This window comes from Streptomyces sp. NPDC051963, from assembly GCF_044593495.1.
Taxonomy (GTDB): Bacteria; Actinomycetota; Actinomycetes; order Streptomycetales; family Streptomycetaceae; genus Streptomyces.
The window spans coordinates 251326-277720 of record NZ_JBIUCC010000009.1; the positions used below are offsets into that span (position 1 = coordinate 251326).

The following is a 26395-nucleotide window of genomic DNA, read 5'->3' on the forward strand; positions in this document are numbered from 1 at the left end:
AGCCGGAGCGACGGATTCGGCCACGCCCCGCGTCAGGCGTCCGGCACCGCCTCGAACCGCCAGCGGTGTACCGCACGGGTCACCAACTCGCCGTCCGGCTCCGGCAGTTCGGGGACTTGGTCGTCGTAGGACCTCTCCCACCACGTGATGACCAGGACCCGGTCGTCGGGCGCGCGGAAGGTCTCCCGGCGGAGGGGCTCCTCGGGGAGCCGCTGCTCGGACACCCAGGCGAGCAGATCCTCCCCCCGTCCGGGAACCGCGCGTGCCTCCCACATCAACGCCACCGTCATGAGTACAGGTTGTCCTTGCTGACCTCGTGGACGTGGTCGTGCCCCGGCACATGCGGATCGGTCACCGGCAGCGAGGAATCCGCCGACAGGTCCCAGCTCGACGCCGACCGCCCCCGCGCCACCATTTCGGAGCCCAGCGCCGCGACCATCGCGCCGTTGTCGGTGCACAACTTGGGCCGCGGGAGCCGCAGTTCGATGCCGGCGGCCTCGCAGCGGTGCAACGCCAGAGCCCGCAGCCGTGAATTCGCGGCCACCCCGCCGCCGATCATCAGATGGTCGACGCCCTCGTCCTTGCAGGCGCGTACGGCCTTGCGGGTCAGCACGTCCACGACCGCCTCCTGGAAGGAGGCCGCCACATCGCGCACCGGCACCTCCTCCCCCGCCGCCCGCTTGGCCTCGATCCAGCGGGCCACGGCGGTCTTCAGGCCGGAGAAGGAGAAGTCGTACGCCGGGTCGCGGGGCCCGGTCAGCCCGCGTGGGAAGGCGATGGCCTGCGGGTCGCCCTCCTTCGCGTACCGGTCGATGACCGGGCCGCCGGGGAAGCCGAGGTTCAGCACCCGCGCGATCTTGTCGAAGGCCTCGCCGGCCGCGTCGTCGATGGTCGCGCCCATGGGCCGTACGTCCGATGTGATGTCCGACGACAGCAGCAAGGACGAGTGCCCGCCGGACACCAGCAGCGCCATCGTCGGCTCGGGCAGCGCGCCGTGCTCCAGCTGGTCGACGCAGATGTGGGAGGCGAGATGGTTCACGCCGTACAGCGGCTTGCCCAGCGCATAGGCGTACGCCTTCGCCGCCGAGACGCCGACCAGCAGGGCGCCCGCGAGTCCGGGACCGGCGGTGACGGCGATCCCGTCGAGGTCCCTGGCGCTCACCCCGGCTTCCTTCAGCGCGCGGTCGATGGTCGGGACCATCGCCTCCAGATGCGCCCGGGACGCGACCTCCGGCACCACTCCGCCGAAGCGGGCGTGCTCGTCGACGCTGGACGCGATGGCGTCCGCCAGCAGGGTCGTACCGCGCACGATGCCGACGCCGGTCTCGTCGCAGGAGGTCTCGATCCCCAGGACCAGAGGTTCGTCAGCCATTGATTTCGGTTCCTTGTACGGAGGTTGAAGGGTCGTTCAGTCGCATCACGAGGGCATCCACGTTCCCCGGCTGGTAGTAGCCGCGCCTGAAGCCGATGGCCTCGAAGCCGTACCGCTCGTACAGCTTCTGGGCCCGGACGTTGTCGATCCGGCACTCCAGCATCACTTCGGCGCATTCGAAGGCCGTGGCCGCCCGCAGCAGCTCGGTCAGCAGCCGGCCGCCGAGGCCGGTACCCCAGTGGTCGCGGGTCACGGCGATGGTCTGTATGTCGGCCACCGCGGCGAAGCCGCTATCGGATGCAGTGCCGGAGGCGGCGAGGCCCGCGTACCCGACCAGCCGGTCGCCCTCGACGGCGACGACATACCGCTTGGTCGCCTCGGGACCGCGCGCGTGGGCGAGCTCGGACCAGAACATGCCCCGCGACCAGGCGTCCTCGGGGAACAGGTCCTTCTCCAGCTCGAGCACGGGATCGATGTCCCACCAGCGCATCTCGCGCAGCACCGCTGTCACTTGGGGGTGACCACCTTGTAGTTCTTGGGGACCTGGGCGTCGGGACGGCGCAGGTACAGCGGCCGGGGCGCGGGGAGTTCCTCGCCGGCCGCCAGCTTCTCGGCGGCGAGGCTCGCGAGCGCGGCGGCCGACACATGCTCCGGCTCGTGCGCGCTGGGGAAGGTGTCCGGGTACAGCAGCGCGCCCGCGCCGACGGCAGGCAGGCCGGCGACCCGGTCGGCGATGTCTGCGGGCCGGTCGACGGCGGGGTCGGTGAGGCGCGTGCGGGAGTCCGCGTAGCGCGCCCAGTAGACCTCCTTGCGCCGGGCGTCGGTGGCCACGACGAAGGGACTCTCCAGGTCGGAGGCGTACGCGAGGCCGTCGAGCGTGCACAGTCCGTGCACGGGAACGCCGAGCGCGAGCCCGAAGGTGTCCGCGGTCATCAGACCGACCCGCAGCCCGGTGTACGGGCCCGGACCGATCCCTACGACGATTCCGGTGACGGCGTCGAGCTTCAGCCCCGCCTCGGTCAGTACACGGTCGACGGCCGGCAGCAGCAGCTCTCCGTGCCGGCGCGCGTCGACCTGACTCGACGAGGCGATGACGTCCGTGCCGTCGTGCAGGGCGACGGTGACGGCGGGGGTGGCGGTATCCAGAGCGAGCAAGAGCACGCAAACAGCCTACGGCTCCCCGCGCCCACGCACGGCCGCCGCGGTCGGGCGGTCACCTGCTGCTACCTTCGCTACGAAGCGCGATGTACGACGATGAGGTGGGCGACCGTGGGAAGCAGCAGCGCCGGGTTCGTGGCCGGGCTGACCGCGGTGGCGGTCGCGACTGTCGGCTTCCTCGGTTTCCAGGCGTCGGCGACCGTCCCGGCGGATCTGGCCAGACCTCAGGCGGGCGCGTCGGCGGCCCCGTCGAAGGCGCCGCGGGACGGCGAGCACCCCAAGGCGCTGCCTGCCGCGTCCGGCATCGGTGAACGGGTCGTGTACTCGGTGGACGACGACCGCGTGTGGCTGGTCGCCCAGGGCGACAAGGTCACCCACACCTTCAAGGTCACCCCGAGCACCGTCGACCCGCTCCCGGGCACCTACACCGTCACCTCCCGCTCGAACACCGCCACCGGCTCCGACGGCACCCTCATCGAACACGTCGTCCGCTTCACCACCGTCGACGGCGTCGCCATCGGCTTCAGCGCAGCAGTCGACGGCTCGACCCCGACCCCCGACCCGACCGTCCAAACAGGCGGCATCCGCGAGTCCCGCGCCGACGGCGACGCCCTGTGGCTTTTCGCAACAATCGGCCACACGGTCGTCGTAATCCACTAGGCAGGCCGGGTGACGCCGGCTGCGGTTCGGCAGCGCCCCGAAGGGGCGCGGGGAACTGCGCGACCAGCCACGACGCACCCGCAGCCGACGAACCGCCCTCCCCGCGGAGCGCTACGCCGCTTCGCGGTGACCCGTCTCGTACGGCTCCGGCGCCCGCGGCGGTGTGGAGATCGCGTTCGCGGCGGCGCACGAGGCCAGCAGATCCTGCATCGACACCGCACCCACCGCATACGACTGCGACTGCTGTGGCCGGACCTTGTGCTGTGCGCTCTCCGCGCTGTGCTCCGAAGCCGACATGGACGCCTCCTGGGGGGCGGGGGCGGACGTAGTTAGGTAGACCTAACTACGGACTGGATACCATGTGACCACGCACGACACCCCGAAAGCAATAACTTGCCGACGTCTTGTCGGAACGTCCGCCGCCGCTCACGCCGACAGCACGCTCAGGTCGGCCCTCGTCCAGCGCTCCCCCAGCCCGGTCAGCGTCACATGCCGCACCTCGTCCGTCGTATCGCCGACGGCCCGGTGGATGACGACCTGCAACCGGTCGTCGGTCAGCTCCTCGACCTTGCCCTCGCCCCACTCCACGACGATCACCGAGTCGGTCAGCGAGACATCGAGGTCGAGGTCCTCCATCTCGTCGAGGCCGCCGCCCAGGCGGTACGCGTCGACGTGGACCAGCGGCGGCCCGTCCCCCAGCGACGGATGCACGCGCGCGATCACGAACGTAGGCGAGGTGACGGCACCCCGGACCCCGAGCCCTTCTCCCAGCCCCCGGGTCAGCGTCGTCTTGCCCGCGCCGAGCTCCCCGCTGAGCATCACGAGGTCACCGGCGCGCAGCAGCTTGGCGAGGCGGCGGCCGAGTTCCTTCATCTGGTCGGGGGAGGTGATGGTGAGGTGCTGGCTGCTCGGCTCAGCCGGGTTGTGCGGTGCTGCTTCCATAGCCACTTACGGTAGCCCCTGCCGGGACGGCACCCGCGCGGGTGAGCAGGTCCGCGAGACGGTCGGTGACCACCTCCGGGTGCTCCAGCATCACCAGGTGCCCGGCGTCCGGGACGAGGACGAGTTCGGCGTCGGGCAGCAGGTCGGCGATGGCCTCGCTGTGCTCACTGGGCGTGACGAGGTCCTTGACCCCGGCCAGCACCAGCACCGGTAGATCCGCGAACAGGGCGAGCGCCTCGGTCTTGTCGTGGTCGGCGAAGGCCGGGTAGAACTCGGCGACCACGTCGATCGGCGTGCCCTCGATCATCCGCTCGGCGAACCGCGCGACCGCCGGGTCGACGTCCCGGGACGCGAACGAGTACCGCTTGATGATCCCGGCGAACAGATCGGCGGTGGCCCGCCGTCCCCGCTCCACCAGCGCCGCCTGCTGCCCCAGCGCTTTCAGCACTCCGGGGAGCACCCGACGTACGGCGTTGACGCCCGCGACGGGCAGCCCGAAGTTGACTTCGCCGAGCTTCCCCGACGACGTACCGACCAGCGCGACGGCGGTGACCCGGTCACGGACCAGCTCCGGGAACTGCGCGGCCAGCGCCATGACGGTCATCCCGCCCATGGAGTGCCCGACCAGCACGATCGGCCCCTCGGGCACGGCCGCGTCGATGACCGCCTTCAGATCGCGGCCCAGCTGGTCGATGCTGACCGGAATGCCGTCCTCGACCTGGGACGCCCCGCGCGCGGACCGGCCGTGGCTGCGCTGGTCCCAGTGCACCGTCCGTACGACACCCCGCAGCGCCGCGCGCTGGAAGTGCCAGGAGTCCTGGCTGAGGCAGTAGCCGTGGCTGAAGACGACGGTGACGGGAGCCGGGGCCTTACGGCCGAACAGCCGTCGGCGACGCGGGCTGAGCCCCTCCTCGGATTCGACGTCGTCGACCTCGTAGTACAGCTCGGTGCCGTCGTCGGCGACCGCCTTGCCGGGCATGCCGCGCAGCGCGCCGTACGGCCCCGCCGAGTCCAGCGCGAGGCGGGCCTTCTGCCGCATCCCGCGCCCGACCGTCATTCGTTCTATGGCGACGCCGGCCGCCGCACCCGCGGCGACCACACCTATCGCGGCGCCCGCGATACCGGTCACTCTGCGCCAGTTCCCGGCCGCCCCCGTGGCGGAGGCGACGGCCGCCGAGGCGGCGTTCGCTACGACCTCCGCGCTGCTCTCGCTCACGAATCGCTCCTCTTCGCCGGACTGCCGGACTACTGGTCGCCTGATGGGCTGCTGCTGACAGTGGTGCGCCTCCTGGCGTCTACCCCACTTGTTCCTCATTCACATAGACGCGAGGAACGCGCGTTCCGATGCGGGTGACGATTTCGTACGCGATGGTGCCCGCGGCCTGCGCCCAGTCCTCGGCGGTGGGCTCACCGCGGTCGCCTGGCCCGAAGAGAACCGCCTCGGTCCCGGCCGGGGGCTCGTCTCCGCCCAGATCCACGACGAACTGATCCATCGCGACCCGCCCGGCGACCGTACGCCACTTGCCGCCGATCATGACCGGCCCGGTTCCCGAGGCGTGCCGCGGGATGCCGTCCGCGTAGCCCACCGGCACCAGGCCGAGGGTCGTCTCGCCGGGGGTGGTGTAGTGATGCCCGTAACTGACGCCGTGGCCCCCGGGTACGTGCTTCACCAACGCGACCGCCGCGGACAGCGTCATCACCGGCCGCAGTCCGAAGTCGGCCGGGCCGCCGATCTCCGGGCTGGGCGAGATGCCGTAGACGGCGATCCCCGTGCGGACGAGGTCGAAGTGGCTCTCGGGGAGAGTGAGGGTCGCGGGCGAGTTGGCGATGTGCCGCACCTCGGGCCGCACGCCCTGCTCCTCCGCGTACGACACCATCTCCCGGAAACGGGTGAGCTGGGCGTCGATGGAGGGATGCCCGGGCTCGTCGGCGCAGGCGAAGTGCGACCAGAGTCCGGTGATGCGGATGATTCCGTCCCGCTCGGCGCGCAGGGCCGCGCCGACCAGTTGGGCCCAGTCGTCGCCGGGCTGGCAGCCGCCCCGCCCGAGGCCGGTGTCGGCCTTGAGCTGGACACGGGCGGGCGTTCGGGGCGTCGTCTGCTGAGCGGCAGCGGTCACCTCATCGAGAGCCCACATCCCGCTGACGGATACATCGAGGTCGGCCTCGATGGCCTCGCGCCAGGGCCCGCCGGGGGTCCACAGCCAGCACATGATCCGCCCGGAGAGACCGGCGGCCCGCAGCGCGAGGGCCTCCTCGGGAGTGGCGGTTCCCAGCCAGGTCGCCCCCGCCTCGACGGCGGCGCGTGCGCACGGCAGCGCGCCATGGCCGTAGGCGTCGGACTTGACCACGGCCATGAGCTGCGCACCAGGTGCGAGGGCACGCAGGGTTCGCACGTTGGCCCGTAGCGCGGCCAGGTCGATCTCGGCGCGGGCACGCAGCGGGGCGGTCGGCGGTGGTGCAGTCTCAGTCATGGCGCCCCCAGTGTCGCAGAGGGGTCCGTGCGTCGAGTCCTCCGGCCGCCGGGTCACCGCCGCGGCAACGCACGGGTCAGATACGGAGACCGTGCCGGGCCAGATATTTCACCGGGTCGATGTCCGAGCCGTACCCGCGGCGGGCGCGGACCTCGAAGTGCAGATGCGGCCCGGTGGCATGTCCGGTGCTGCCGACGCTGCCGATGCGGGTGCCGGGCCGGACCTTGGCGCCCCGCGCCACGGAAATCCGCGACAGGTGGGCGTAGAGGACATACCGGGAGTCGTGCATCTTCACCGTGACGGCCTTGCCGTACGCCCCCGACCAGCGGGCCAGGACGACAACGCCGGAGCCCACCGCGTAGACCGGGGTTCCCTGCGGTACGCCGAGGTCGATTCCGGTGTGATACCCGGTCAGTGAATTCGCCCGCACCCGGTAGCGGTTCGTGACCGTTTTCCGGCGCCGTATCGGCCGGCTCCACTTCTCCCCCGTGAGGAGGCGGTCATCGTCCTCCTCCACCCAGTCCTCGGGTTCCTCGGCGGCCTCCAGCAGGCCCTCGTACTCCTCGTCGTATTCGCCGCTGCACGTCCCGCCGGATTCCTCGCCCGAAGCGTCCGGAGCACCGGCGTGAACCCCAAGTACGGCTCCCCCCAATACGACAGCCGCCCCTCCCAACACCTCACGCCGCGTAGCGCGGCCTATATCCGATTCATCCATGCCGTCAGAGAACCATCGCCTTTTCGGCCCCGCACATGCCGCCGACCGGGATTACTCCCAACGGCTGTTTCTTCCCCCGGTACGGCGGCGGCACCGGCCTCCCGACAGGCACCGGCCCACGCCCCTCACTCGCACACGTCCCGCCACGCCCCCGTCACTCGCACACATCCCGCCACGCCCCAGGAATCGCCGCGGCTACGTCATGCGCCCCCACCGGCGCCCCGTCCGCCGCGAACCGCCCCGCCAGCCCATGCAGATACGCCGCCGCACTCCCGGCGTCGACGGCCGAGAGCCCCGAAGCCAGCAGCGACCCCGCCAGCCCGGACAGCACGTCCCCACTGCCCGCCGTGGCCAACCAGGCCGTCCCCGTCGGATTCACCCGCACCGCCCCGCCCCCGGAATCGGCAACCAGCGTCGTCGACCCCTTCAGCAACACCGTCGCCGCATACCGCCCCGCCAACTCCCGCGCGAAGAACAGCCGAGCCCCCTCGACCTCCTCCCGCGAGACCCCGAGCAGTGCGGCCGCTTCCCCGGCATGGGGGGTCATCAAGGTCGGCGCGGTACGACGACGTACGGCTTCCGGATCCGCCAGCCGCAACCCGTCCGCGTCCACCAGCACCGGCACATCCGCCGCCAGCACCTCCCGCACCGCCGACGCATCGTCCCCGGCCCCGGGCCCCACGACCCACGACTGCACCCGCCCCGCGTGCTTGGGCCCCTTGTCCGACACCAGCGTCTCGGGGAAGCGGGAGATCACCGCGTCCCCGGCCGGACCGACGTACCGCACGGCCCCGGCCCCGCCCCGCAGCGCCCCGGCCACGGCCAGCACCGCCGCTCCCGGATACCGCCCGGACCCGGCGGCGATCCCGACGACGCCCCGCCGGTACTTGTCGCTCTCACCGCCCGGCACCGGCAGCAGCGCCGCCACATCAGCGTGCTGCAAGGCCTCCAACTCGGCCTCGACGGGCAGTTCGAGGCCGATGTCGACGAGCCGCACCGACCCGGCGTACTCCCGCGCCGGATCGATGAGCAGCCCCGGCTTGTGCGTCCCGAAGGTCACCGTCAGGTCGGCCCGGATCGCGGCTCCCCGCACCTCACCGGTGTCGGCCTCGACGCCGCTGGGCAGATCGACGGCGACCACGGCGGCCCGGGTGTCCGCGACCAGCGAGGCAAGTGGCGCCGCGTCCGCCCGCAGCCCGCCCTTGCCGCCGATCCCGACGATGCCGTCGACGACGAGGTCGGCGGTCCCGATCAACTCCTCGGCGTCACCCGGGCTCACGGCCCGACCGCCCGCCCGGCGCAGGGCCTCAAGTCCCCCGGCGTGCGTCCGCTCGGGCGAGAGCAGCACCGCCGCAACCCCCGCACCACGCCGGGCAAGCCTCGCCCCCGCATACAGCGCGTCGCCGCCGTTGTCCCCGCTGCCGATCAGCAGCACCACCCGGCTGCCGTACACCCGCCCCAGCAACTGCCCGCAGGCGGCGGCGAGTCCGGCCGCCGCCCGCTGCATCAACGCACCCTCCGGCAGCCGTGCCATCAGCTCCCGCTCGGCGGCCCTGACCGTCTCCACGCTGTACGCAGTACGCATGGAGTCGAGTCTCTCTCGAAACCGCTACTTTCCGGGCTTGCGCCCCCACACGTACACCCGGTCGCCCTTCTTCAGCACGCTCCACAGCTTGCGGGCGTCCTCGGCGCGCAGGGTGACGCAGCCCATGGAGCCCTGGGGGTTGTAGATCGTGCCGTAGACGGCGTGGAAGGCCTGTCCGCCGCTGAAGAACTGGGCGTACGGCATGGGGGTGTCGTAGAGCGTGGACACATGGTCCTTGTGCCGCCAGTAGATCGCGTGCCACCCGGTACGCGTCCCGTACCCGGCGCGCCCGGTCCGCATCGGCACAGGCCCGAAGACGACGTCCTTCCCCCACTGCACCCAGGTCAGCTGCCGGTTGAGATCGACACACGTGACGCGATATGTCCGCACCGGGCACTTCTTCGCGGCATTGGGCTTCTTCCCCGCGGCGACGAGCTGCGTCCGCGACCAGGTGATGGGCCCGGCGATCCCGTCGGGCTCCAGCCCGTGCTTCTCCTGAAACGCCTGGATGACCTTGCAGTCGCTCGGGGACTGCTTCCCGTCCACCTTCAGCTTCAGCGCCTGCTCGACCTGTCGCTGATAGGGCCCGGTCTCCTCGCTGCAGTCGGCCGGCTCGACGCGGCTGAAGAGGGGAAGATCCTCGACGCGCACACGCATCTCTTCCGCGGATTCGACCGGCCCGTCACTGTACGGCTCCCCCGACGACACCGCCTCGGCCTCGGCATCGGCGGCGGAGGCGGCCGGCACGGGTTCGGCGGAGGCGCTCCCCACGGGGAAGACGGCGGCAACGGCCAGCAGAACCGCGGCACTCCGACACACAAGACGTCCACTGAACATGGGCTCACATAAGCGTGGAGGGCCGACTGCGCCGGGGAGCCGCGCGGTGAGAATCACCCGTACGCTGCGATGCCTCAGCCATGCCTCGGCTACGCCTCAGCGACGACGACAGCCGAGGCCACCCCCGCGTCATGGCTCAGCGACACATGCCAGGACCGCACGCCCAGCTCCGCCGCCCGCGCCGCCACCGTCCCCGTCACCCGCAGCCGCGGCTGCCCGCTGTCCTCGACGTACACCTCCGCGTCCGTCCAGTGCAGCCCGCCCGGCGCGCCCAGCGCCTTGGCCACCGCCTCCTTCGCCGCGAACCGCGCCGCGAGCGAGGCGACACCGCGCCGCTCCCCGCTGGGCAACAACAACTCACTCTCCAGAAACAGCCGTTCGGCCAGCCCCGGCGTCCGCTTCAGCGAAGCCTCGAACCGCTCGATCTCGGCAACGTCGATCCCGACGCCGATGATGCTCATGCGGGCACTTTACGATCCGCCGGGGGACCGTTCGGCGAACAGGTCCTCGGCCGCTGTGGCCGTCAGGGAACGGTCGAACCAGAGGGTGAGGGTGTCGAGGTCGGTGCAGGTGGTGATGCGTTCCCGCACTCCGTCCGGTACGGGGATGCCACGCACCTCCAGCACAGACAGGATCCCCTTGGCTTCACTTTTGGCCAGGCCTTCGGTGTACCCGCGGGCCCACTCCTCGGCGTATCCCGGCGGCCACCTCTCGACCTTGCCCCGCAGATACGCGATCTCCCAAGGAGACAGGTCCTTCCGCTTGAGGATCTCCTTGTACCTTCCGTCGAGTTCGGCCCTGGCCTGGTCGATCGGGAGCCCTATGACCACGGCCGCCATGAGCGACATGGCGATGCCTGAGACTTCCTCTTGCAGCTCCGGGCTCAGGCTCCGCTGATTGCCTTGCAGGTCGGTCAAGGCTCACGCCTGTTCAGGACTGGTCCCGGGAATCTCCGGGTCCTCGACAAACAGGTCCCCAGCCGCTGTGGCCGTCAGGGAACGGTCGAACCAGAGGGTGAGGGTGTCGAGGTCAGTGCACGCGGTGACGCGCTCCTGTGTGTCCTTGGGGACGCTGATGCCGCGCTTCTCCAGCACGCGCAGAATCATCGCGGAGCGGTCTTCAGCCTGGCCTTTCAGGTACAACGTCTCGCGGAGTGTCCCCCGGCCGGGGAAGTAGCTGACGAACGTCGACATGATTTCCATCCATTTCTCTCCGGCTGGAGTCTTACCCAGGGTGACGTCCAGGAAGTCAAAGACGTACTCGGCGCTGTCAGGATCGGTTTGTTGGATCTCCAGAAGGGCGCTGCTGATGGCTTCCAGTATGTCGCCACACTCAGAGCTGCGGGCGTGAGCCAAGGCAGAGAACGCAGCCAGTGCGAGGTTCTTCGCCGCGGTCCTGGCATCGGTGATCACCGGCAGGTTGTCCGGCCCGGCGACCAGCGGATACGTCCGCAGAGCCGTCCATCCGCGCGCGCCGCAGTCGAAGGGACCTGCCGCCCATTTGGCCGTGGCCCTGTCCTGACAGACCACGAGCAGCAAGACGGGCAGGCCGAACTTCGCCTGGAGGTAGGCGATGTAATACGCCCAACTGGCCTCCTTGCTCGGGACCTTGCCCGACTGCGCCTCAACAGCAAGCAGGAAGTCCTCGCCGTCGGACGGACCGACGCGCAACACGGTGTCCACGCGACGTTCCAGCGGCCGGGCCTCCGTCACGTCCGTCGTGACGGCGTCCACGGTCGCCTTCGCGGATAACGGGACACCCAGCACCCCGAAGACGGGAGCCAGGATCTCGGGCCGCTCCTGGAAGATGCGGTGCATGCCCTCGTGAGCTGATGTGACCATGTGCGCAACCTTGATGCCGTGATGGACTGAAGATCCAGATGATTGGGATACGTTCACTCTTTCGAGCGGCGAGAAAACGTTCACGCCGCCGAAGTCAGCTCGCACCACACGTACTTGCCCCGGTTGCCGTCCCTGGTCAGCGGCTGCCAGCCCCACACATCGGCGCAGGCCCGTACGAGGGCCAGCCCCCGTCCCTCTTCAACCTCCCCGAGCCTTTCCAACTCCCCCGGCGGCTCAGGCGGCTCGGGATCCGCATCCCACGCCCCGATCCGCAGCACGCCCGCCGACCAGCGCACCCGCAGAGCGGCGGGCCCTTTCGTGTGCCGTACGGCGTTGGCGACCAGCTCGGTCGCGAGGAGTTCGGCGGTGTCGACGAGGCAGATGAGGCCGTGGATGGTGAGGATCAGCCGGAGGGTGCGGCGGCTGACGGTGACGGCTCGGACGTCGTTCGGGATGTAGAGCGTGTACTCCCAGGGTTCGGTTTCGGGCATGGGTGAACTCCGTTCGGATGGTGGGGAGTTGTGCGGTGGCAGTGCCGCAGCCGTCACGGCAGGGCGAAGCGGTGCGCTTCCGCAGTGTGTGCATCGCGTCACCGACGGTAGACCTCAATTTATACGTCCAGCAAGTCGATCGCGTAATCTGCCCCAGAACGAGTCGCGCTCACAGGCGCGTTGAACCGGGGAGCAGTCCATGGCGGGGTTGAGGCGCGAACCAACAGCACGTCAGCTGCGCCTTGGCATCGAACTGCGCAGGCTTCGCGATGCAGCAGGCCTCACCGGCCGAGAGGCGGCAGCATCGCTCGGGGCGAGTTCCTCTCAGATCAACCACATCGAGTCCGGCCTCACCGGCGTGAGCGAGGAGCGCCTGCGCCGCCTAGCGGCGAACTACGCCTGCACGGATGAGGCGCTGATCTCGGCGCTGGCGGACATGGCAACCAACCGAACCAAAGGCTGGTGGGAGGAATTCCGAGGGGCGCTGCCCTCCCCCTTCCTCGACCTGGCGGAGCTGGAGCATCACGCCACGTCCCTACGAGAGATCCAGTTCCTGTACATCCCCGGCCCGCTCCAGACGGAGGACTACGCCCGCTCGATCTTCTCCGACCGAATTCCGGAACTCCCAAACCATGAGCGGGAGTTGCGCGTACGCCACCGCATGCAGCGCAAGGCAATCCTCGAAGGCCCCGACCCCACACCGTATGAAGCGGTCATCCACGAAGCGGCGTTGCGTATCCGCGTCGGAGACCGTGCCGCGTCCCGGGCCCAGCTCGCTACCCTCCTCGAACTGTCCGAGGCGGACCACGTCACTTTGCGGGTCATCCCCTTCGACCTGGACGGCTTCGGTGGATCCTGGACGGCCATGATGCTGGCGGGCGGCGCTGTACCCAGGTTGGACACCGCCGTACGCGACTCGCCTCACGCCGCGGCCTTCATCGACTCGGAAGCCCAGCTGGGCGTCCTTCGAACGCTCTTCCGTAGGGTAGAAGCGGCGTCACTCGAACCCGAGCGGTCGCGCGACCTCATCCACAGGCTGGCCAAAGAGCTGTGAGGCACTCCTCATGAACACCCTCGACGATTGGCGCAAGTCGTCCTACTCCGGTGCCGGAGACGGCAACTCCTGCGTAGAGATAGCGCACTCCCCCACTCACATCGCCGTCCGCGACACGAAAACCCCGGCCAGGGCAACCCTCACCTTCCCGGCCGGAGCCTTCGCAGCCTTCCTCGACGGCGTGAAGGACGAGGACGCCTACTCCACCGTCACCGACTTCGCCAGGTTCCGAGGCTGATCCACCTCGTTGCCCCGGGCAGTGGCCAACTCACACGCAAAGACCTGAAGCGGCACCGTGGCCACCATGGGCTGAAGCAGGGTCGGAGTCGCCGGAATCCAGATCAGGTGATCCGCATACGGCACGACCGCCTCGTCCCCCTCCTCCGCGATCACGATCGTCCGCGCCCCCCGCGCCCGGATCTCCTGGATGTTGGACACGATCTTGTCGTGCAACACGGACCGCCCCCGAGGCGAAGGCACGACCACGACCACCGGCAGATCCTCTTCGATCAACGCGATCGGCCCATGCTTCAACTCCCCCGCCGCAAACCCCTCGGCGTGCATGTACGCCAGCTCCTTGAGCTTCAACGCCCCCTCCAGCGCAACCGGATACCCCACATGCCGCCCAAGAAAGAGCACCGTGTTCTTGTGAGCGAGGCTCCTCGCCAGCGCCCGCACCGGCTCCATGGTCTCCAGGACCCGCTCGACGTCACGACCGATGTGCGACAGATCCCGGATCACGGCCCCGATCTCGTCACCCCACTTGGTGCCCCGCACCTGCCCCAGATACAGCGCGACGAGATAGCAGGCCACCAACTGCGTCAGAAACGCCTTGGTGGAAGCAACCGCAACCTCAGGCCCGGCATGCGTATAGAGCACCGCATCCGACTCACGCGGAATCGTCGAGCCGTTGGTGTTGCAGATCGCCAGGACCTTCGAGCCCTGTTCCCTCGCATGCCGTAGGGCCATGAGCGTGTCCATGGTCTCGCCGGACTGCGAAATGGCGATCACCAGACTCTGCTGATCCAGAATGGGATCCCGGTACCGGAATTCACTCGCCAGCTCCACCTCGCACGGGATCCGCGTCCAGTGCTCGATGGCGTACTTGGCGATCAACCCGGCGTGAAAGGCCGTACCGCACGCGACAATCACGACCTTGTCGATTTCCCGCAGCTCGGAAGCGCTGATACGAACCTCGTCGAGCGTCAGCGAGCCGCCGGCATCGATGCGCCCGAGCAACGTATCGGCGACGGCCTTGGGCTGTTCGGCGATCTCCTTGAGCATGAAGTAGTCATAGCCGCCCTTTTCCGCGGCGGCGGCGTCCCAGTCGACGCGATAGGACCGCACATCCGCCGGACGCCCGTCGAACCCGGTGACGGTCACCCCATCACGCCGCAACTCCACGACCTGGTCCTGCCCCAGCTCGATCGCCGAGCGCGTATGGGCGATGAACGCGGCGACATCCGAGGCGAGAAAGGCCTCGCCCTCCCCGACGCCCACCACGAGCGGCGAGTTCCGCCGCGCCCCCACCACCACATCCGGCTCGTCCGCATGCACCGCGACCAGCGTGAACGCCCCCTCCAGCCGCCGGCACACCAGCCGCATCGCCTCCGCAAGATCGGCGGTCACCGAGAACTCCTCGGCGAGCAGATGCGCGACGACCTCGGTGTCGGTCTCGGAGGCGAGATCGTGTCCTCGCTCCTCCAACTCGGCCCGCAGACAAGCGAAGTTCTCGATGATCCCGTTGTGCACGACGGCGACCCGACCGGCGTTGTCGAGGTGCGGATGCGCGTTCGCATCGGTCGGCCCGCCGTGCGTGGCCCACCGGGTGTGCCCGATGCCCGTCGTCCCGGTCGGCAACGGCCGGTCGACCAGCTCCTTCTCCAGATTGACCAGCTTCCCGGCCTTCTTCGCGGCGGCCATCCCCCCGTCCGCGAGCACCGCAACCCCCGCCGAGTCGTACCCCCGGTACTCCAGCCGCTTCAGCCCGGCCATCACCACATCAAGCGCCGACTGCGACCCCACGTATCCCACGATTCCGCACATGGCCGCAGCCTAAAGGCCGACGCCCTCCCGATCACGGCACTCCGTGCCCGATATCGGAACTTCCACCCGAAGTCGAAAACCGGCCATCCTCAACCAGGGCACACCATCACTCCATGCCGCCTTCACACAGAAACCACACAGAAGCGCCTTGGATGTGAGGGAATCCCGCACTTCGCGACACCCTCCACTGGCAGGCGATTTCGCGCCAACTCCGAACGACATCCCAAAAAACGCCCCTTTGTTCGAAGCTCAAGCCCTGCCTATGGTGACCCGGCGCGTCTGCCGGATCCTGACCAGTCCGTCTTCGCGCACGTCAATCAGCGACCGGGGGAACGGTGTCGCCACGGGGGGTATGAGGGGGTGCGTCGTCATGCCCTTCCTGACGCCGAAGCGGACCCAGGTGTTCCCCTTTCACGAAGGGATGCGCACTTGCGTTCCAGACCACCGGTCTTCCCGTCACCACCATCGGGAAGACGCAGACTCCTGGCCCGTATCACCCTTCTCCTGGGTGCGTTCGCGGTCCTGGCCACTCTCGTCGTACGGCCCGAACTCGCAGGGCTCCCCGCGGGGACAAGTACGGCTCGCTCCAGCGACCGGCCGGACGACTGGTACGAGACCACCGCCGACGAACAACTGCGGTTCGACCAGTGCCTGATGTCCGACGCGGTGCGCCTGGGCGCCCCGGGCATGTACGGCTTCGCCCAGGACGCTCTCAACCAGACTCCGCAGAAGCTGCGCGAGCTGGCCACTCTGGACGGCGCGCTCGACGGACCGCTGCGCCGGGCCCACGAAAAGGACAGGGCAGACTGGAAGGCCACATGGGAGCGCCTTCACGCCCGCAGGGACGCATGGGAGAAGCCCCTCGACGGCCTGGAGACCCCGGGTGGGTTCACCGTCACCGGGTTCCAGTGGGTGCCCGGCGTCCACGAAGGCGACGACTTCTACGACCAGACCGGTCTGGGCAAGTGGGCCGGCGGCCTTCCCGACTGGAATGAGAAGTTCAACTTCTACGACCCGACCCCGGAGGCCGACGACAAGACCGCCAAGGCCGTCCAGGAGCTCGGCACTCCGCTCTACGGTCCGGACCCCAAGCCTGACCCGTCGAACCCGCAGGACGACTGGGATCGGAGGTACTACGAACACCAGGCGTTCGAGGCGCTGTTCGACACCTTCCACGGCGACGGCGCGGATGACGCCCGCCTCTTCCTGGCCTCCGGCGGCTTCCCTCGCACCGCCCCCCAGCCGGGGACGGCCGAGTACCGCATCGCCGTCGAGGACATGAAGACCCGGTTCGCGTCCTGCGCCTGGCGGGACCCGATCGACCCGAACAAGGCCCTGCGCGACGTGGCGGACACCGCCGCGCAGGAGTGGCAGCAGGAGATCGCCTCCCAGGCCGCTCAGCGCAACCAGATCCTCAACGCCAACCGCGACGCCACGACAGCGCTGACCAAGGGCGCCGAGTCGATGGCCGATCTGCTCGGCCAGTCGTGGATCGCCGACCACCTGGCCCGCTGGCAGGAGTATTGGTCACCTGGAGGCATCGGCTGGATCGGCGATTCCCCGGCGGTCATCCAGGTCGAGGCGGCCCAGGGCAAGTGCCTCGACGTCGCCGGGGGGAAGAAGGACAACGGCACTCCCGTACAGCTCTACACCTGCAACAACACCGCCGCGCAGCAGTGGCAGCTCCACGGATACGGCGACGGCTACGCCCTGTACAACCTCAACGCGCAAAAGTGCCTTGACGTGCAGAGCAGCAACAACGCCAACGGTACGAAGATCCAGATCTGGGCGTGCAACGGCAGCAAGGCCCAGCAGTGGGACTTCGACGTCCGCGCGGCGGGCGAACTGCGCAACGTGGCCACGGACAAGTGCCTGGATCTGCACACGTACGACAACGGCCAGGACTCGTGGCTGTGGACGTGCAACGGCACCAACCCGCAGAAGTTCCGGATCGTCCCCAAGGGACACGAGGGTGCGGAGGGCCTTGACTACCCGGACAAGGCCCAGTTCGACAAGGCCAAGGCGGGCATCACCGCGGCCCGGACCCAGGCGAAGAAGCAACTCGACGCCGTCAAGGCGCAGTTGGCGCTGGCGCAGAAGGCCGCCACCGCGAACGACACCGCCGAGCAGGCCGCGTACCGGATCGCGGACACGAACGGCGCCCCGCGTGGCCGAGGTCTGCTGGTCGGCCAGCAGAAGGCCCAGGTCACGAAGGGTGCAGTGGCTGGCCTGGAGGCCTTGGTGAAGGCCGCTGAGACCGCCGAGGCCGCCACCCGGGCCTCCGCCGGGGACAGCCAGACGATCACGCAGCGCGCACTGGCTCAGGCGGCGCAGTCGAAGGCCGAGTTCCGCAAGGCCGCCGCAGCTGTGGCCGAGGCGCAGGCCAAGGCCGCGGCCGACGCGGCAAAGGTGCACCGCGACAACGCCAAGAAGGACAAGGAGACCGCGGAGGCCAAACTCGCCGTGGCCCTGAAGGCGGAGGGCGACGCCAAGGCAGCCGCCGCCGATGCCCACGCCAAGCGGCTTGCGGCGGAGGCCGAGGAGAAGACGGCCAAGGCGGAGAAGGCAACTGCCGCCGCCAGGCAGGCCGAGGCCGCACAACACAAGAAGAACGCCGAGGCCGAGGCGACGAAGGCGAAGGACGCCAAGAGCAAGGCCGAAGCGTCCGAGACCACCGCGGTGGAACAGAGGGACGCCGCCGTCACGGCCCGCGACAACGCCATGGCCAAACGGGACGGCGCCTGGGAGGCCGAACAGAAGGCCGACGCCGCCCGCGCCAAGGCGGACGCGAAGGGGGCGTACGCCGATTCCCTCGAAGCGGGCGAGGCCGCGGACGCGGCGCGCGCGGCGGCGAACGACGCCGACAGACACGCCGACGACGCAGAAGCTGCCGCTGCCCGGGCCCGATCCGAGGCGGACGCGGCTACGCGGGCGGCAGCGGAAGCCGATGCCGCGGCCACCCAGGCGGAGGCCGCCGCCAAGCGGGCCCGCGCGCACGCCGATGGCGCACAGGCGGCGAAGCTGAAGGCCGACGCCGCGGTGAAGACCGCGACCGCCGCCGTGGCGGACGCCATCGACGCCGCCGAGCACGCCGCGTCGGAGGCGAAGGCGGCGGTCGCCCTGGCCGCCGAGGCCGAGAAACAGGCCAGGACCGCCAAGAGCCAAGGGGACGCGGCCGGGAAGGAGGCGGCCAAGGCTCTCGCCGCCTCAGCGAAGGCCGCCGGGTTCGCGTACGTCACCGCGCAGGCGGCGGCCGACGCGCACGCCGCTGCCGCACAGGTCGCCCAGCCGGCCAACGACGCGATCCAGATCGGCTCGCAGTACGTCGACGCCGACTCGGCGGCCTCCCTGGTCGTGCTGACCGGGCAGGCGTCGAAGTCGATCGCCGAGCAGCAGAAGGCCGTCGCCGACGCGCACGCCAAGAACGCGCAGGCTGAGGCCGCCGCCGCCAAGTCCCTCGCCGAGCAGGCACAGGGCGACGCGAAGCAGGCCTACGTACACGCAGCGAACGCCGCCGCGCACGCGGCGACCGCCCGCGGCTACGCCAAGGAGGCCCTCGGCTACGCGGCGGATGCCGCGACGGCCGCCTCCAAGGCGGCAGCGTCCTTGGCCCGCACGGTCGAGTACGACCGCCAGGCCACGGAAGACGCGGCCGCGGCCGACAAGGCAGCAGGCCGAGCCGAGGGCTACGCCATCGAAGCCCGCGACAGCGCCGACCAGGCGGCCCTGGACGCCGAAGCCGCCCGCACGGCCGCCTCGGAAGCCGAACAGGCCGCCAAGGACGCCCGCGCCGCAGCCAACCGGGCTGACGCCGCCGCCACCGAGGCCGAACAGGCGGCGAAGGACGCCGAGAGGTACGCCAAGGAAGCCCAGGAGGCAGCAGACAGGGCCGAGCGGCAGGCCAACGGGGAGCAGATCGACACCGGAACCGTCGTTGATGAGAACGGTGCCGCCATCGGCAACATGTTCTATGTCGTCGACCATGTCGAGAAGATCGGCGATCCGGAGACCGTAAAGAAGACGGACGGCTGCGACGGCTGGATCGACAAGCTCTTCTACAAGGGCGACTGCACGATCACCGCGAAGATCCGGTTCAAAGCGGTCCTCGACCTATACCTGTGCACCGCACAAGACCTGGATCCGTCGAAGTTCACGTGTCCCTCCGGCGCGACGGTCTACCTGGGCCAGCACCCGACCAAGGAACTCTCCACCGAGGTCACGCACAACATCACGATCGCCGAGTACCAGAAGAACATCGACCCGATCGACATCCTCTTCGGCAGCTGGATCAAGTGCGCCCAGAAGCTCACCCCGGGCGGCGCGGGAGGCAGTTGGGGCGGATGCGCCTGGGCAGCCGTGGACGTCGCGTCCTTGTTCGCGGGCAAGATCCTCAGGCCCATCGCGGACGCGGTCAGGGCGGTGGACGCCGCCGCACGAACCGGCATCGGTTTCGCCGACGCCTACAAGGCCCTGCGTTCTCTCGGCCTGGCCGACGACGTCGTTCTCGCGGTCGGGATCAAGGGGCTCGACGGAATCGTCAAGACCTGTATCAAGGCCGGCCGCACGCCCATGGCCTCACAAGCGGTCATGGCCGCCGAGGGATGCGCCATGGCGTTGATCCGCTACAACAGCGACGAGTTGAGCCGGTTGGCCTACCAGTTCAGGAAGGATTCCGGGTTCTACGAGGGGGATCACAACGTCGCTGTCGCGAAGGTACCGGGATGGAACGACCCCAAGACCGGTGACTTCATAGTCGCCAGCAGCGGCTTCAACGGCCACTCGGAGACAACGATTCTGGCGAAGCTGAAGGAAAAGGGATTCAAGCCCGAGGACATCAAGGCTCTGTACACTGAGCGACAACCCTGCCCCAAATGTGCCGACGAGTTGACCGATAACCTCAAACCGGGCACACCAGTCACCTATTCAGTGCCTTACCACCCTGACTTTGCGGACGCGGCGAGGGAACTGCTGGACAGATACGTCAGGCAGGCCGACGGGAGGCGTGCAGCACGCGCTGCACGGACCAATCAGCAGGGCGAGGAACGAGGAACCCATGCCTGAACCCGAATTCGACCTGCCCCCGAAAGCCCCGCCGGAGGTCATCGAGGAGCGCCAGGCGCTGGCCGAGCGGGTGTGTCGCGAACTGCAACGTGCCGGTCTTCCTGTGTACCGGGGCGACCTCGGCGGCGGTCCGCGCAGTCGGCCTGGCGTGGACGTGCACGTGGCGCCCTTCATCGAAGGTGGGGTGTACGTCGACTGGAGCACGGAAGCGGAGCTGAGGGATGCCGCTCTCGATCTCTTCGCGCAAGGGATCGACTACTCGAACCCGCCTCCGGTCGTCCGCCACCACAAAGCGGTTCTCAATCACATGCAGGCTGCTCTTCTGGGGATTCTCACCTCAGCAGGATTCGAGGTCGAAGAACCAGACAGACACGGGCACGGGAGCATGGTCCACGTGAAGGGTTTCCGACCCTGATCCACCCGCTTGCCAGGCCCCGCCAAAGCCGAGCTGTGCCGGCTTCGGCGGGGCCTGATTCCATACGGAGGCATCGTGCGGTTGCTGCCATCCGCCTTGCTTTCAACATTCCATTGCCCGTACTGCAGCGCGCTCAAGCGTGGCAGCGCTTCCGCTGGGGAGGTACGACAATTTCTGACGAAGAGTTTTCTGCCATCCTTTCGCCTTGGCTCGCGAAGCAGTGACCCAACCTGGGCTCGCAGGTTCTCGGGCAGCGAGGCCTGCGAGCCTCCCCCCGCGAGCGACCACCCTCGGCCGGGTCCAGGCCCCGCCTCGACGAAGTGCTCACGCCTTCGCCCGATAAGCCCGCATAGCCAACGGATAAAACACCACCGCAATCCCCGCCGCCCAGACCAACGACCACAACACCGGCTCCGCCACCGCCCCACCCAGCAGCAACCCCCGGAACGCGTCGGACAGATGCGTCACCGGATTGACGTCGCTCCACGCCTGCAGCCACCCCGGCATGGTGTCCACCATGACGAAGGCACTGCTGGTGAAGGTGATCGGGAAGATGATGGTGAAGGCGAACGCCTGGACCTTCTCGGCGTCGCCGGCGAGCATTCCGATCAGGACCGCGCTCCAGGACACCGCCGCCGCGAACACCACCAGCAGCAGCGCCCCGAGCAGGAAGCCGTCCAGCCCGCCGGTGATACGGAAGCCGAGGGCCACGCCGAGGCCGATCATCAGCAGCATCGCCCACACGTGCTTGGCCAGATCCGCGGTGATCCGACCGATGAGCGGGGCGGAGCGGGCTATCGGCAGGCTGCGCAGGCGGTCGAAGACGCCCTTGGTGAGGTCGGTGTTGAGTGCCATCGCCGTGTACATGGTCATGAACAGGGTGTTCTGCACGATGATCCCGGGCAACGCGTACTTCAGATACGCCTCGGGCGACCCGGCCATCTGCCCGCCCAGTACATAGGTGAAGAGGAACACGAACATGATCGGCGTGATGCTGTAGTCGACCAGTTCGAGCGGGTTGTGCTTCACCGCGACCAGGCTCCGCCAGGCCATCGTGAACGTCTGCTGCAACCCGGCCAGTGGCGGCACCCGGCCCGACTTGGTGATCGGGGCCGTGACAGTGGTCGCGGTCATGACCGGCTCACCGCCTTCTCCAACCCGCTGTCGGAGTCCCGTACGGCCGCCCCGCCGTTGCCCTCCGGCTCGCCGGGCTCGGCGCGGTGGCCGGTCAGGGCCAGGAACACCTCGTCGAGCGAGGAGCGGCGCAGCGCCAGCTCGCGCACCGCGATGCCCTCACGGTCGAGCGTGCGCACCACGGCCGGCATCAGCGCGGGGTCCTTCACCGGGGCCGTCACCGTCCCGCCCTCGATCTGCGTCTGCGGACCGGCCGCCTCGGCGACCAGAAGATGCGCCCGCGCAAGGTCCTGCGCCAGCACCGGCCGCAGTTGCAGCACCTGGCCGCCGACCTGCGACTTCAGCTGGTCCGGCGTGCCCTCGGCGATCACCCGGCCCTTGTCGATCACCACTATGTCGTCGGCGAGTACATCGGCCTCGTTCAGATACTGCGTGGTCAGCAGGGCGGTCGCGCCGTCCGCGACCAGGCCGCGCAGCAGGTCCCAGAGCTCACCGCGGCTGTGCGGGTCGAGGCCCGTGGTCGGCTCGTCCAGGAAGAGGATGCTGGGCCGGCCCACGAGACTGGCCGCCAGGTCCAGCCGCCTGCGCATACCCCCGGAGAACGTCTTCACGGCCCGTCCGGCCGCGTCCGTCAGCTGAAAGCGCTCCAGCAGCTCACCCGCCCTCGCCTTGGCCTCGCGCCGCGGCATACCGAGCAGGCGGCCGATGAGCAGCAGATTCTCGGTGCCGGTCAGGTTCTCGTCCACCGCCGCGTACTGCCCGGTCAGCCCGACCAGGGCGCGGACGACCCCGGCCTCCCGGACCACGTCGTGACCGGCCACATGAGCCCGGCCGGCGTCAGGGCGCAGCAGGGTCGCGAAGATCCGCACGGCCGTCGTCTTCCCCGCGCCGTTGGGACCCAGCAGCCCGAGCACCGAGCCCTTGCGGGCCCCCAGATCGACCCCGGCCAGCGCCTCGGTCTCCTTGAACCGCTTGACCAGGCCTTCCGCCTCGATCGCATACGTCATGGGTCACCCCTCGGGGTTCGTGGACCCCGGCCTGGGCCCACCCTTCCCACAACTGTGACGCACGCCACTGACATTCCCTGCCTTGCACGGGTTCGTACCGAAAAGCGGCCACGTGACGGACCCCACCCCGCCATCCGTTCGTACGCCCGTAACAATGGACTGTGATCTCTCCGGTCTCCTCGATGCCCCGGAGCGCCCACCGGCACAGGCCGGAGGCGACTCCCTACGTCGACCTCACCCGCACGGAGTGGAGCGCGTTGCGCAACAAGACGCCGCTCCCGCTCACCGCCGAGGAGGTCGAGAAGCTGCGCGGCCTCGGCGATGTCATCGACCTCGACGAGGTGCGGGACATCTACCTCCCGCTGTCCCGGCTCCTCAACCTCTACATCGGCGCCACCGACGGCCTCAGAAACGCCCTGAACACGTTCCTCGGCGACACCGGCGAAAAGGGCTCCCAGTCCGGCACCCCATTCGTCATAGGCGTCGCCGGCTCCGTCGCCGTAGGAAAGTCCACGGTCGCCCGCCTCCTCCAGGCGCTGCTCTCCCGCTGGCCCGAGCATCCGCGCGTCGAGCTGGTGACGACGGACGGTTTCCTCCTGCCCACCAAGGAGCTTCAGGACCGCGGCCTGATGTCGCGGAAAGGCTTCCCCGAGTCGTACGACCGCCGCGCCCTCACCCGCTTCGTCGCCGACATCAAGGCGGGCAAGGACGAGGTCACGGCGCCCGTCTACTCCCACCTCATCTACGACATCGTCCCGGGCCGGAAGCTCACCGTCCGCCGCCCGGACATCCTGATCGTCGAGGGCCTGAACGTCCTCCAGCCCGCCCTCCCCGGCAAGGACGGCCGCACCAGGGTCGGTCTCGCCGACTACTTCGACTTCAGCGTGTACGTCGACGCCCGCCCCGAGGACATCGAGCGCTGGTATCTGAACCGGTTCCGCAAACTCCGCGACACCGCCTTCCAGAACCCGTCCTCGTACTTCCGCAAGTACACCCAGGTCTCCGAGGAGGAGGCCCTCGACTACGCCCGCACCACCTGGCGCACGATCAACAGGCCGAACCTCATCGAGAACGTGGCCCCCACCCGGGGCCGCGCCACCCTGATCATCCGCAAGGGCCCGGACCACAAGGTGCAGCGGCTGAGCCTGCGCAAGCTGTGACCGTTACGCTGCCGCCATGCTGCACCTGCGCCTGATCACCCCGGCCGAGAAGACCGACGACGTGGTCCTACTGATCGAGAGGACGGTCGGCACCACGCACCTCGTGGTGATGCCGGGTGCCGCCCGCAACCCCGCGGGGGACGTCGTGATGTGCGACGTCGCGCGCGAGGCGGGCGACGAACTCATCGGTGCGCTGCGACAGTTGGACCTCGACAAGAGCGGCTCGATCGCCGTCGAGAACATCGACCTGTCACTCTCCAAGCGCGCCGACAAGGCCGAGGACGAGGCACCCGGCGAGGGCGCGGACGCGGTCCTGTGGGAGCACCTCGCGGACGCGACGCACGAGGAGTCGACGCTGTCGATCACGTACGTCGCCTTCATCACGCTCGCCACGATGATCGCGGCCTGCGGCGTGGTCCTGGACAACGCGATCCTGATCGTGGGCGCGATGGCGGTCGGCCCGGAGTTCGGCCCGCTGGCGGGCTTCTGCACGGCGATCGTCCAACGCCATCCACGCCTGGCCATGCGCTCCCTGATCGCGCTGCTGGTCGGCTTCGCGGTGGCGATGGCGGTGACGGTCGGTTTCAGCCTTTTCATGGACTGGCTCGACCTGTTCCACAAGTCCGACCTGGAGGGCGACCGCCCCAACACAGCCTTCGTCTACGCCCCCGACGAGTTCTCCTTCATCGTGGCGGTCCTGGCCGGCATCGCCGGCACCCTCTCCCTGACCTCGTCCAAGTCGGGCGCCCTGGTGGGCGTCGCCATCTCCGTGACAACGGTCCCGGCAGCAGCCAACGCAGCGGTCGCCCTCAGCTACGGCGACACCAAGCAAACCTGGGGCTCCACAGAGCAACTCCTGCTGAACCTGCTGGGAATCATCCTCGCCGGCACCCTCACGCTCCTGGCCCAGAAGTGGCTGTGGACAACACAACGCCGGAGCAACAACGCCCTTTAGGGGCGCGGGGAACTGCTCGACAAGCCACAGCAAACCCGCAGCCCGCAACGACCCAGAACCCCCCACCCCTACCCGGCAATTCAACCCAACGCCGACTTCACAGCATCCGCAAGCCGCCCGGCCACAGACCGAGCCTGTTCGATGTCCGCAGCCTCGACCATCACCCGAACCAACGGCTCGGTACCGGACGGCCGCAGCAACACGCGCCCAGTCGCCCCCAACTCCCGCTCCGCCTCAGCAACGGCAACGGCAAGCTCGGCCGAGTTCCCAACCCGGGACCTGTCGACATCCGGCACATTGATCAGAACCTGCGGCAGCCGCTCCATCACGGACGCAAGATCCTTGAGCGTACGACCCGTGCGGGCAACCTCGGCCGCCAACAACAAGCCGGTCAGCGTGCCGTCACCGGTCGTGGCGTGATCGAGGATGATGACATGCCCGGACTGCTCGCCACCGAGGGCGTATCCGTGCTGCTTCATCTCCTCCAGCACGTACCGGTCGCCGACGGCGGTCTGAATGAGCGTCAGCCCCTCGCGTTCCAGGGCCAGTTTGAAGCCCAGGTTCGACATGACCGTCGCGACAACGGTGTGGGAGCGCAGTGCGGAACGCTCCCGCATCGCAAGCGCGAGTACGGCCAGGATCTGGTCGCCGTCAACCTCCTCACCGGCGTGGTCGACGGCCAGGCAGCGGTCGGCGTCACCGTCGTGGGCGATACCGAGGGCGGCCCCGTGCTCGATGACGGCGGCCTTCAAGAGGTCCAGATGCGTGGAGCCGCAGCCGTCGTTGATGTTGAGCCCGTCCGGCTCGGCGCCGATGGTGATCACTTCGGCGCCGGCCTGCGTGAACGCCTCGGGCGACACCCGCGCGGCAGCACCGTGCGCCTCGTCGAGGACGATCTTCAGCCCGTCGAGGCGGTTCGGCAGTGCGGAGAGGAGGTGGGCGACGTACTGGTCGGCCCCTTCCTCGTACGTGCGCACCCGCCCGACACCCGCACCCGTGGGCCGGTCCCAGGGAGCGCCGGTGCGGTGCTCCTCGTAGACGGACTCAATACGGTCCTCCAGCTCGTCGGCGAGCTTGTGGCCGCCGCGGGCGAAGAACTTGATGCCGTTGTCGGGCATGGCGTTGTGGCTGGCGGAGAGCATCACGCCGAGATCCGCGCCGAGCGCGCCGGTGAGGTGGGCGACCGCGGGCGTCGGCAGCACACCGACGCGCAGGACGTCCACACCCGCGCTGGCCAGGCCTGCGACCACGGCGGCCTCCAGGAACTCCCCGGACGCGCGCGGGTCACGGCCGACCACGGCGGTCGGCCGGTGCCCCTCGAACGTGCCGGCCTCGGCCAGTACGTGCGCCGCGGCGACGGAGAGGCCGAGCGCCATCTCGGCCGTCAGATCCGCGTTGGCGACACCGCGCACGCCGTCCGTGCCGAAGAGTCGTCCCACTTGTCCTCCATACGTTCACAGTTCCCGGAAGGGGCTCAAGCTTGAAGCCCTC

Annotated in this window: 26 protein-coding genes; 7 read left to right on the forward strand and 19 right to left on the reverse strand. The window is 69.2% G+C overall.

From position 1 onward, the window contains the following. Positions 1–32: 32 nt before the first annotated feature. From ACIHFB_RS35480 to tsaB, 4 genes are read right to left on the reverse strand one after another with little or no spacing between them, the layout of a single operon-like run. On the reverse strand, positions 33–290 hold the full coding sequence (locus ACIHFB_RS35480) for a hypothetical protein (protein WP_400129064.1): 258 nt from the start codon (positions 288–290) through the stop codon (positions 33–35). Beyond that, positions 287–1372, reverse strand: a complete 1086-nt coding sequence (gene tsaD / locus ACIHFB_RS35485) for a tRNA (adenosine(37)-N6)-threonylcarbamoyltransferase complex transferase subunit TsaD (protein WP_400129065.1) — start codon at positions 1370–1372, stop codon at positions 287–289. Before tsaD ends, ACIHFB_RS35480 begins: the two co-directional genes overlap by 4 nt. After that, positions 1365–1862, reverse strand: a complete 498-nt coding sequence (gene rimI, locus ACIHFB_RS35490) for a ribosomal protein S18-alanine N-acetyltransferase (RefSeq protein WP_365281645.1) — start codon at positions 1860–1862, stop codon at positions 1365–1367. Before rimI ends, tsaD begins: the two co-directional genes overlap by 8 nt. Positions 1863–1879: 17 nt before the next feature. Next, positions 1880–2533: a tRNA (adenosine(37)-N6)-threonylcarbamoyltransferase complex dimerization subunit type 1 TsaB gene (gene tsaB / locus ACIHFB_RS35495; protein ID WP_400129066.1), complete on the reverse strand. Its 654-nt coding sequence runs from the start codon at positions 2531–2533 to the stop codon at positions 1880–1882. Positions 2534–2641: 108 nt separating this feature from the next. On the opposite strand from tsaB, the gene ACIHFB_RS35500 reads away from it, so the two are divergent. Continuing rightward, a complete protein-coding gene (locus tag ACIHFB_RS35500; RefSeq protein WP_365281002.1) occupies positions 2642–3190 on the forward strand; it encodes a hypothetical protein in 549 nt (182 codons plus the stop codon). Positions 3191–3301: 111 nt separating this feature from the next. Here the strand turns inward: ACIHFB_RS35500 and ACIHFB_RS35505 are convergent, their stop codons facing one another. The 11 genes from ACIHFB_RS35505 to ACIHFB_RS35555 all read right to left on the reverse strand — a co-directional run bounded on the left by ACIHFB_RS35505 (position 3302) and on the right by ACIHFB_RS35555 (position 12072). Further along, entirely contained in the window at positions 3302–3487 is a 186-nt protein-coding gene (locus tag ACIHFB_RS35505; RefSeq protein WP_365281004.1) for a hypothetical protein, read from the reverse strand. A 129-nt stretch (positions 3488–3616) separates the two neighbouring features. Further along, positions 3617–4132, reverse strand: a complete 516-nt coding sequence (tsaE, locus tag ACIHFB_RS35510) for a tRNA (adenosine(37)-N6)-threonylcarbamoyltransferase complex ATPase subunit type 1 TsaE (protein ID WP_400129067.1) — start codon at positions 4130–4132, stop codon at positions 3617–3619. After that, a complete protein-coding gene (locus ACIHFB_RS35515) occupies positions 4104–5348 on the reverse strand; it encodes an alpha/beta hydrolase (RefSeq protein WP_365281009.1) in 1245 nt (414 codons plus the stop codon). The genes tsaE and ACIHFB_RS35515 overlap by 29 nt, the downstream gene beginning before the upstream one ends. A 79-nt stretch (positions 5349–5427) precedes the next feature. Next, positions 5428–6603, reverse strand: coding sequence for an alanine racemase (gene alr / locus ACIHFB_RS35520; RefSeq protein ID WP_400129068.1), 1176 nt, complete (start codon positions 6601–6603; stop codon positions 5428–5430). A 76-nt stretch (positions 6604–6679) separates the two neighbouring features. Continuing rightward, a complete protein-coding gene (locus ACIHFB_RS35525; protein ID WP_400129069.1) occupies positions 6680–7318 on the reverse strand; it encodes a M23 family metallopeptidase in 639 nt (212 codons plus the stop codon). A 154-nt stretch (positions 7319–7472) separates the two neighbouring features. Next, a complete protein-coding gene (locus ACIHFB_RS35530; protein ID WP_400129070.1) occupies positions 7473–8903 on the reverse strand; it encodes an NAD(P)H-hydrate dehydratase in 1431 nt (476 codons plus the stop codon). Between the two features lie 24 nt (positions 8904–8927). Beyond that, positions 8928–9674: a L,D-transpeptidase family protein gene (locus ACIHFB_RS35535; protein WP_400129071.1), complete on the reverse strand. Its 747-nt coding sequence runs from the start codon at positions 9672–9674 to the stop codon at positions 8928–8930. Positions 9675–9829: 155 nt separating this feature from the next. Further along, positions 9830–10201 carry a holo-ACP synthase gene (locus tag ACIHFB_RS35540; protein WP_365281022.1) on the reverse strand — a complete coding sequence of 124 codons (372 nt, stop codon included), beginning with the start codon at positions 10199–10201 and terminating at the stop codon, positions 9830–9832. A 9-nt stretch (positions 10202–10210) separates the two neighbouring features. Continuing rightward, on the reverse strand, positions 10211–10657 hold the full coding sequence (locus ACIHFB_RS35545; RefSeq protein ID WP_400129072.1) for a hypothetical protein: 447 nt from the start codon (positions 10655–10657) through the stop codon (positions 10211–10213). 3 nt (positions 10658–10660) lie between these two features. Continuing rightward, a complete protein-coding gene (locus ACIHFB_RS35550) occupies positions 10661–11581 on the reverse strand; it encodes a hypothetical protein (protein WP_400129073.1) in 921 nt (306 codons plus the stop codon). 80 nt (positions 11582–11661) lie between these two features. Further along, positions 11662–12072: an ATP-binding protein gene (locus ACIHFB_RS35555; RefSeq protein WP_365281028.1), complete on the reverse strand. Its 411-nt coding sequence runs from the start codon at positions 12070–12072 to the stop codon at positions 11662–11664. Positions 12073–12271: 199 nt separating this feature from the next. Here ACIHFB_RS35555 and ACIHFB_RS35560 point away from each other — a divergent pair, with 199 nt between their 5' ends. Next, positions 12272–13126: a helix-turn-helix transcriptional regulator gene (locus ACIHFB_RS35560; RefSeq protein WP_365281030.1), complete on the forward strand. Its 855-nt coding sequence runs from the start codon at positions 12272–12274 to the stop codon at positions 13124–13126. A gap of 10 nt (positions 13127–13136) precedes the next feature. After that, positions 13137–13364: a DUF397 domain-containing protein gene (locus tag ACIHFB_RS35565; RefSeq protein ID WP_365281033.1), complete on the forward strand. Its 228-nt coding sequence runs from the start codon at positions 13137–13139 to the stop codon at positions 13362–13364. Here ACIHFB_RS35565 and glmS read toward each other — a convergent pair. Then, positions 13325–15172 (reverse strand): glutamine--fructose-6-phosphate transaminase (isomerizing), encoded by a 1848-nt coding sequence (glmS, locus tag ACIHFB_RS35570; RefSeq protein WP_365281035.1) that lies wholly within the window; start codon positions 15170–15172, stop codon positions 13325–13327. The genes ACIHFB_RS35565 and glmS overlap by 40 nt on opposite strands. 654 nt (positions 15173–15826) lie before the next feature. Between glmS and ACIHFB_RS35575 the strand changes: the two genes are divergently transcribed. Both ACIHFB_RS35575 and ACIHFB_RS35580 read left to right on the forward strand, forming a co-directional pair. Continuing rightward, complete coding sequence (locus ACIHFB_RS35575) at positions 15827–20233, forward strand: ricin-type beta-trefoil lectin domain protein (protein ID WP_365281648.1); 4407 nt, start codon at positions 15827–15829, stop codon at positions 20231–20233. Then, complete coding sequence (locus ACIHFB_RS35580) at positions 20226–20648, forward strand: hypothetical protein (protein WP_365281037.1); 423 nt, start codon at positions 20226–20228, stop codon at positions 20646–20648. The genes ACIHFB_RS35575 and ACIHFB_RS35580 overlap by 8 nt, the downstream gene beginning before the upstream one ends. A gap of 324 nt (positions 20649–20972) precedes the next feature. Here the strand turns inward: ACIHFB_RS35580 and ACIHFB_RS35585 are convergent, their stop codons facing one another. Both ACIHFB_RS35585 and ACIHFB_RS35590 read right to left on the reverse strand, forming a co-directional pair. After that, positions 20973–21782 carry an ABC transporter permease gene (locus tag ACIHFB_RS35585; protein WP_365281040.1) on the reverse strand — a complete coding sequence of 270 codons (810 nt, stop codon included), beginning with the start codon at positions 21780–21782 and terminating at the stop codon, positions 20973–20975. Then, a complete protein-coding gene (locus tag ACIHFB_RS35590) occupies positions 21779–22789 on the reverse strand; it encodes an ATP-binding cassette domain-containing protein (protein ID WP_365281043.1) in 1011 nt (336 codons plus the stop codon). Before ACIHFB_RS35590 ends, ACIHFB_RS35585 begins: the two co-directional genes overlap by 4 nt. A gap of 182 nt (positions 22790–22971) precedes the next feature. On the opposite strand from ACIHFB_RS35590, the gene coaA reads away from it, so the two are divergent. Next, a complete protein-coding gene (coaA, locus tag ACIHFB_RS35595; RefSeq protein ID WP_365281046.1) occupies positions 22972–23949 on the forward strand; it encodes a type I pantothenate kinase in 978 nt (325 codons plus the stop codon). 16 nt (positions 23950–23965) lie between these two features. After that, complete coding sequence (locus tag ACIHFB_RS35600; protein WP_400129074.1) at positions 23966–24904, forward strand: DUF389 domain-containing protein; 939 nt, start codon at positions 23966–23968, stop codon at positions 24902–24904. Positions 24905–24984: 80 nt separating this feature from the next. Here ACIHFB_RS35600 and glmM read toward each other — a convergent pair whose 3' ends face one another. Further along, positions 24985–26343 (reverse strand): phosphoglucosamine mutase, encoded by a 1359-nt coding sequence (glmM, locus tag ACIHFB_RS35605; RefSeq protein WP_400129075.1) that lies wholly within the window; start codon positions 26341–26343, stop codon positions 24985–24987. Positions 26344–26395: the final 52 nt, after the last annotated feature.

Bases quoted from the DNA above. Each gene is read 5' to 3' on its own strand.
- alr (WP_400129068.1), bottom strand. From the start codon at position 6,603: ATGACTGAGACTGCACCACCGCCGACCGCCCCGCTGCGTGCCCGCGCC.
- ACIHFB_RS35555 (WP_365281028.1), bottom strand. From the start codon at position 12,072: ATGCCCGAAACCGAACCCTGGGAGTACACGCTCTACATCCCGAACGAC.
- ACIHFB_RS35505 (WP_365281004.1), bottom strand. From the start codon at position 3,487: ATGTCGGCTTCGGAGCACAGCGCGGAGAGCGCACAGCACAAGGTCCGG.
- ACIHFB_RS35575 (WP_365281648.1), top strand. From the start codon at position 15,827: ATGTCCGACGCGGTGCGCCTGGGCGCCCCGGGCATGTACGGCTTCGCC.
- ACIHFB_RS35540 (WP_365281022.1), bottom strand. From the start codon at position 10,201: ATGAGCATCATCGGCGTCGGGATCGACGTTGCCGAGATCGAGCGGTTC.
- ACIHFB_RS35550 (WP_400129073.1), bottom strand. From the start codon at position 11,581: ATGGTCACATCAGCTCACGAGGGCATGCACCGCATCTTCCAGGAGCGG.
- glmS (WP_365281035.1), bottom strand. From the start codon at position 15,172: ATGTGCGGAATCGTGGGATACGTGGGGTCGCAGTCGGCGCTTGATGTG.
- coaA (WP_365281046.1), top strand. From the start codon at position 22,972: ATGCCCCGGAGCGCCCACCGGCACAGGCCGGAGGCGACTCCCTACGTC.
- tsaD (WP_400129065.1), bottom strand. From the start codon at position 1,372: ATGGCTGACGAACCTCTGGTCCTGGGGATCGAGACCTCCTGCGACGAG.
- ACIHFB_RS35590 (WP_365281043.1), bottom strand. From the start codon at position 22,789: ATGACGTATGCGATCGAGGCGGAAGGCCTGGTCAAGCGGTTCAAGGAG.
- ACIHFB_RS35600 (WP_400129074.1), top strand. From the start codon at position 23,966: ATGCTGCACCTGCGCCTGATCACCCCGGCCGAGAAGACCGACGACGTG.
- ACIHFB_RS35530 (WP_400129070.1), bottom strand. From the start codon at position 8,903: ATGCGTACTGCGTACAGCGTGGAGACGGTCAGGGCCGCCGAGCGGGAG.
- ACIHFB_RS35565 (WP_365281033.1), top strand. From the start codon at position 13,137: ATGAACACCCTCGACGATTGGCGCAAGTCGTCCTACTCCGGTGCCGGA.
- ACIHFB_RS35525 (WP_400129069.1), bottom strand. From the start codon at position 7,318: ATGGATGAATCGGATATAGGCCGCGCTACGCGGCGTGAGGTGTTGGGA.
- rimI (WP_365281645.1), bottom strand. From the start codon at position 1,862: ATGCGCTGGTGGGACATCGATCCCGTGCTCGAGCTGGAGAAGGACCTG.
- ACIHFB_RS35480 (WP_400129064.1), bottom strand. From the start codon at position 290: ATGACGGTGGCGTTGATGTGGGAGGCACGCGCGGTTCCCGGACGGGGG.
- ACIHFB_RS35580 (WP_365281037.1), top strand. From the start codon at position 20,226: ATGCCTGAACCCGAATTCGACCTGCCCCCGAAAGCCCCGCCGGAGGTC.
- tsaE (WP_400129067.1), bottom strand. From the start codon at position 4,132: ATGGAAGCAGCACCGCACAACCCGGCTGAGCCGAGCAGCCAGCACCTC.
- ACIHFB_RS35585 (WP_365281040.1), bottom strand. From the start codon at position 21,782: ATGACCGCGACCACTGTCACGGCCCCGATCACCAAGTCGGGCCGGGTG.
- ACIHFB_RS35560 (WP_365281030.1), top strand. From the start codon at position 12,272: ATGGCGGGGTTGAGGCGCGAACCAACAGCACGTCAGCTGCGCCTTGGC.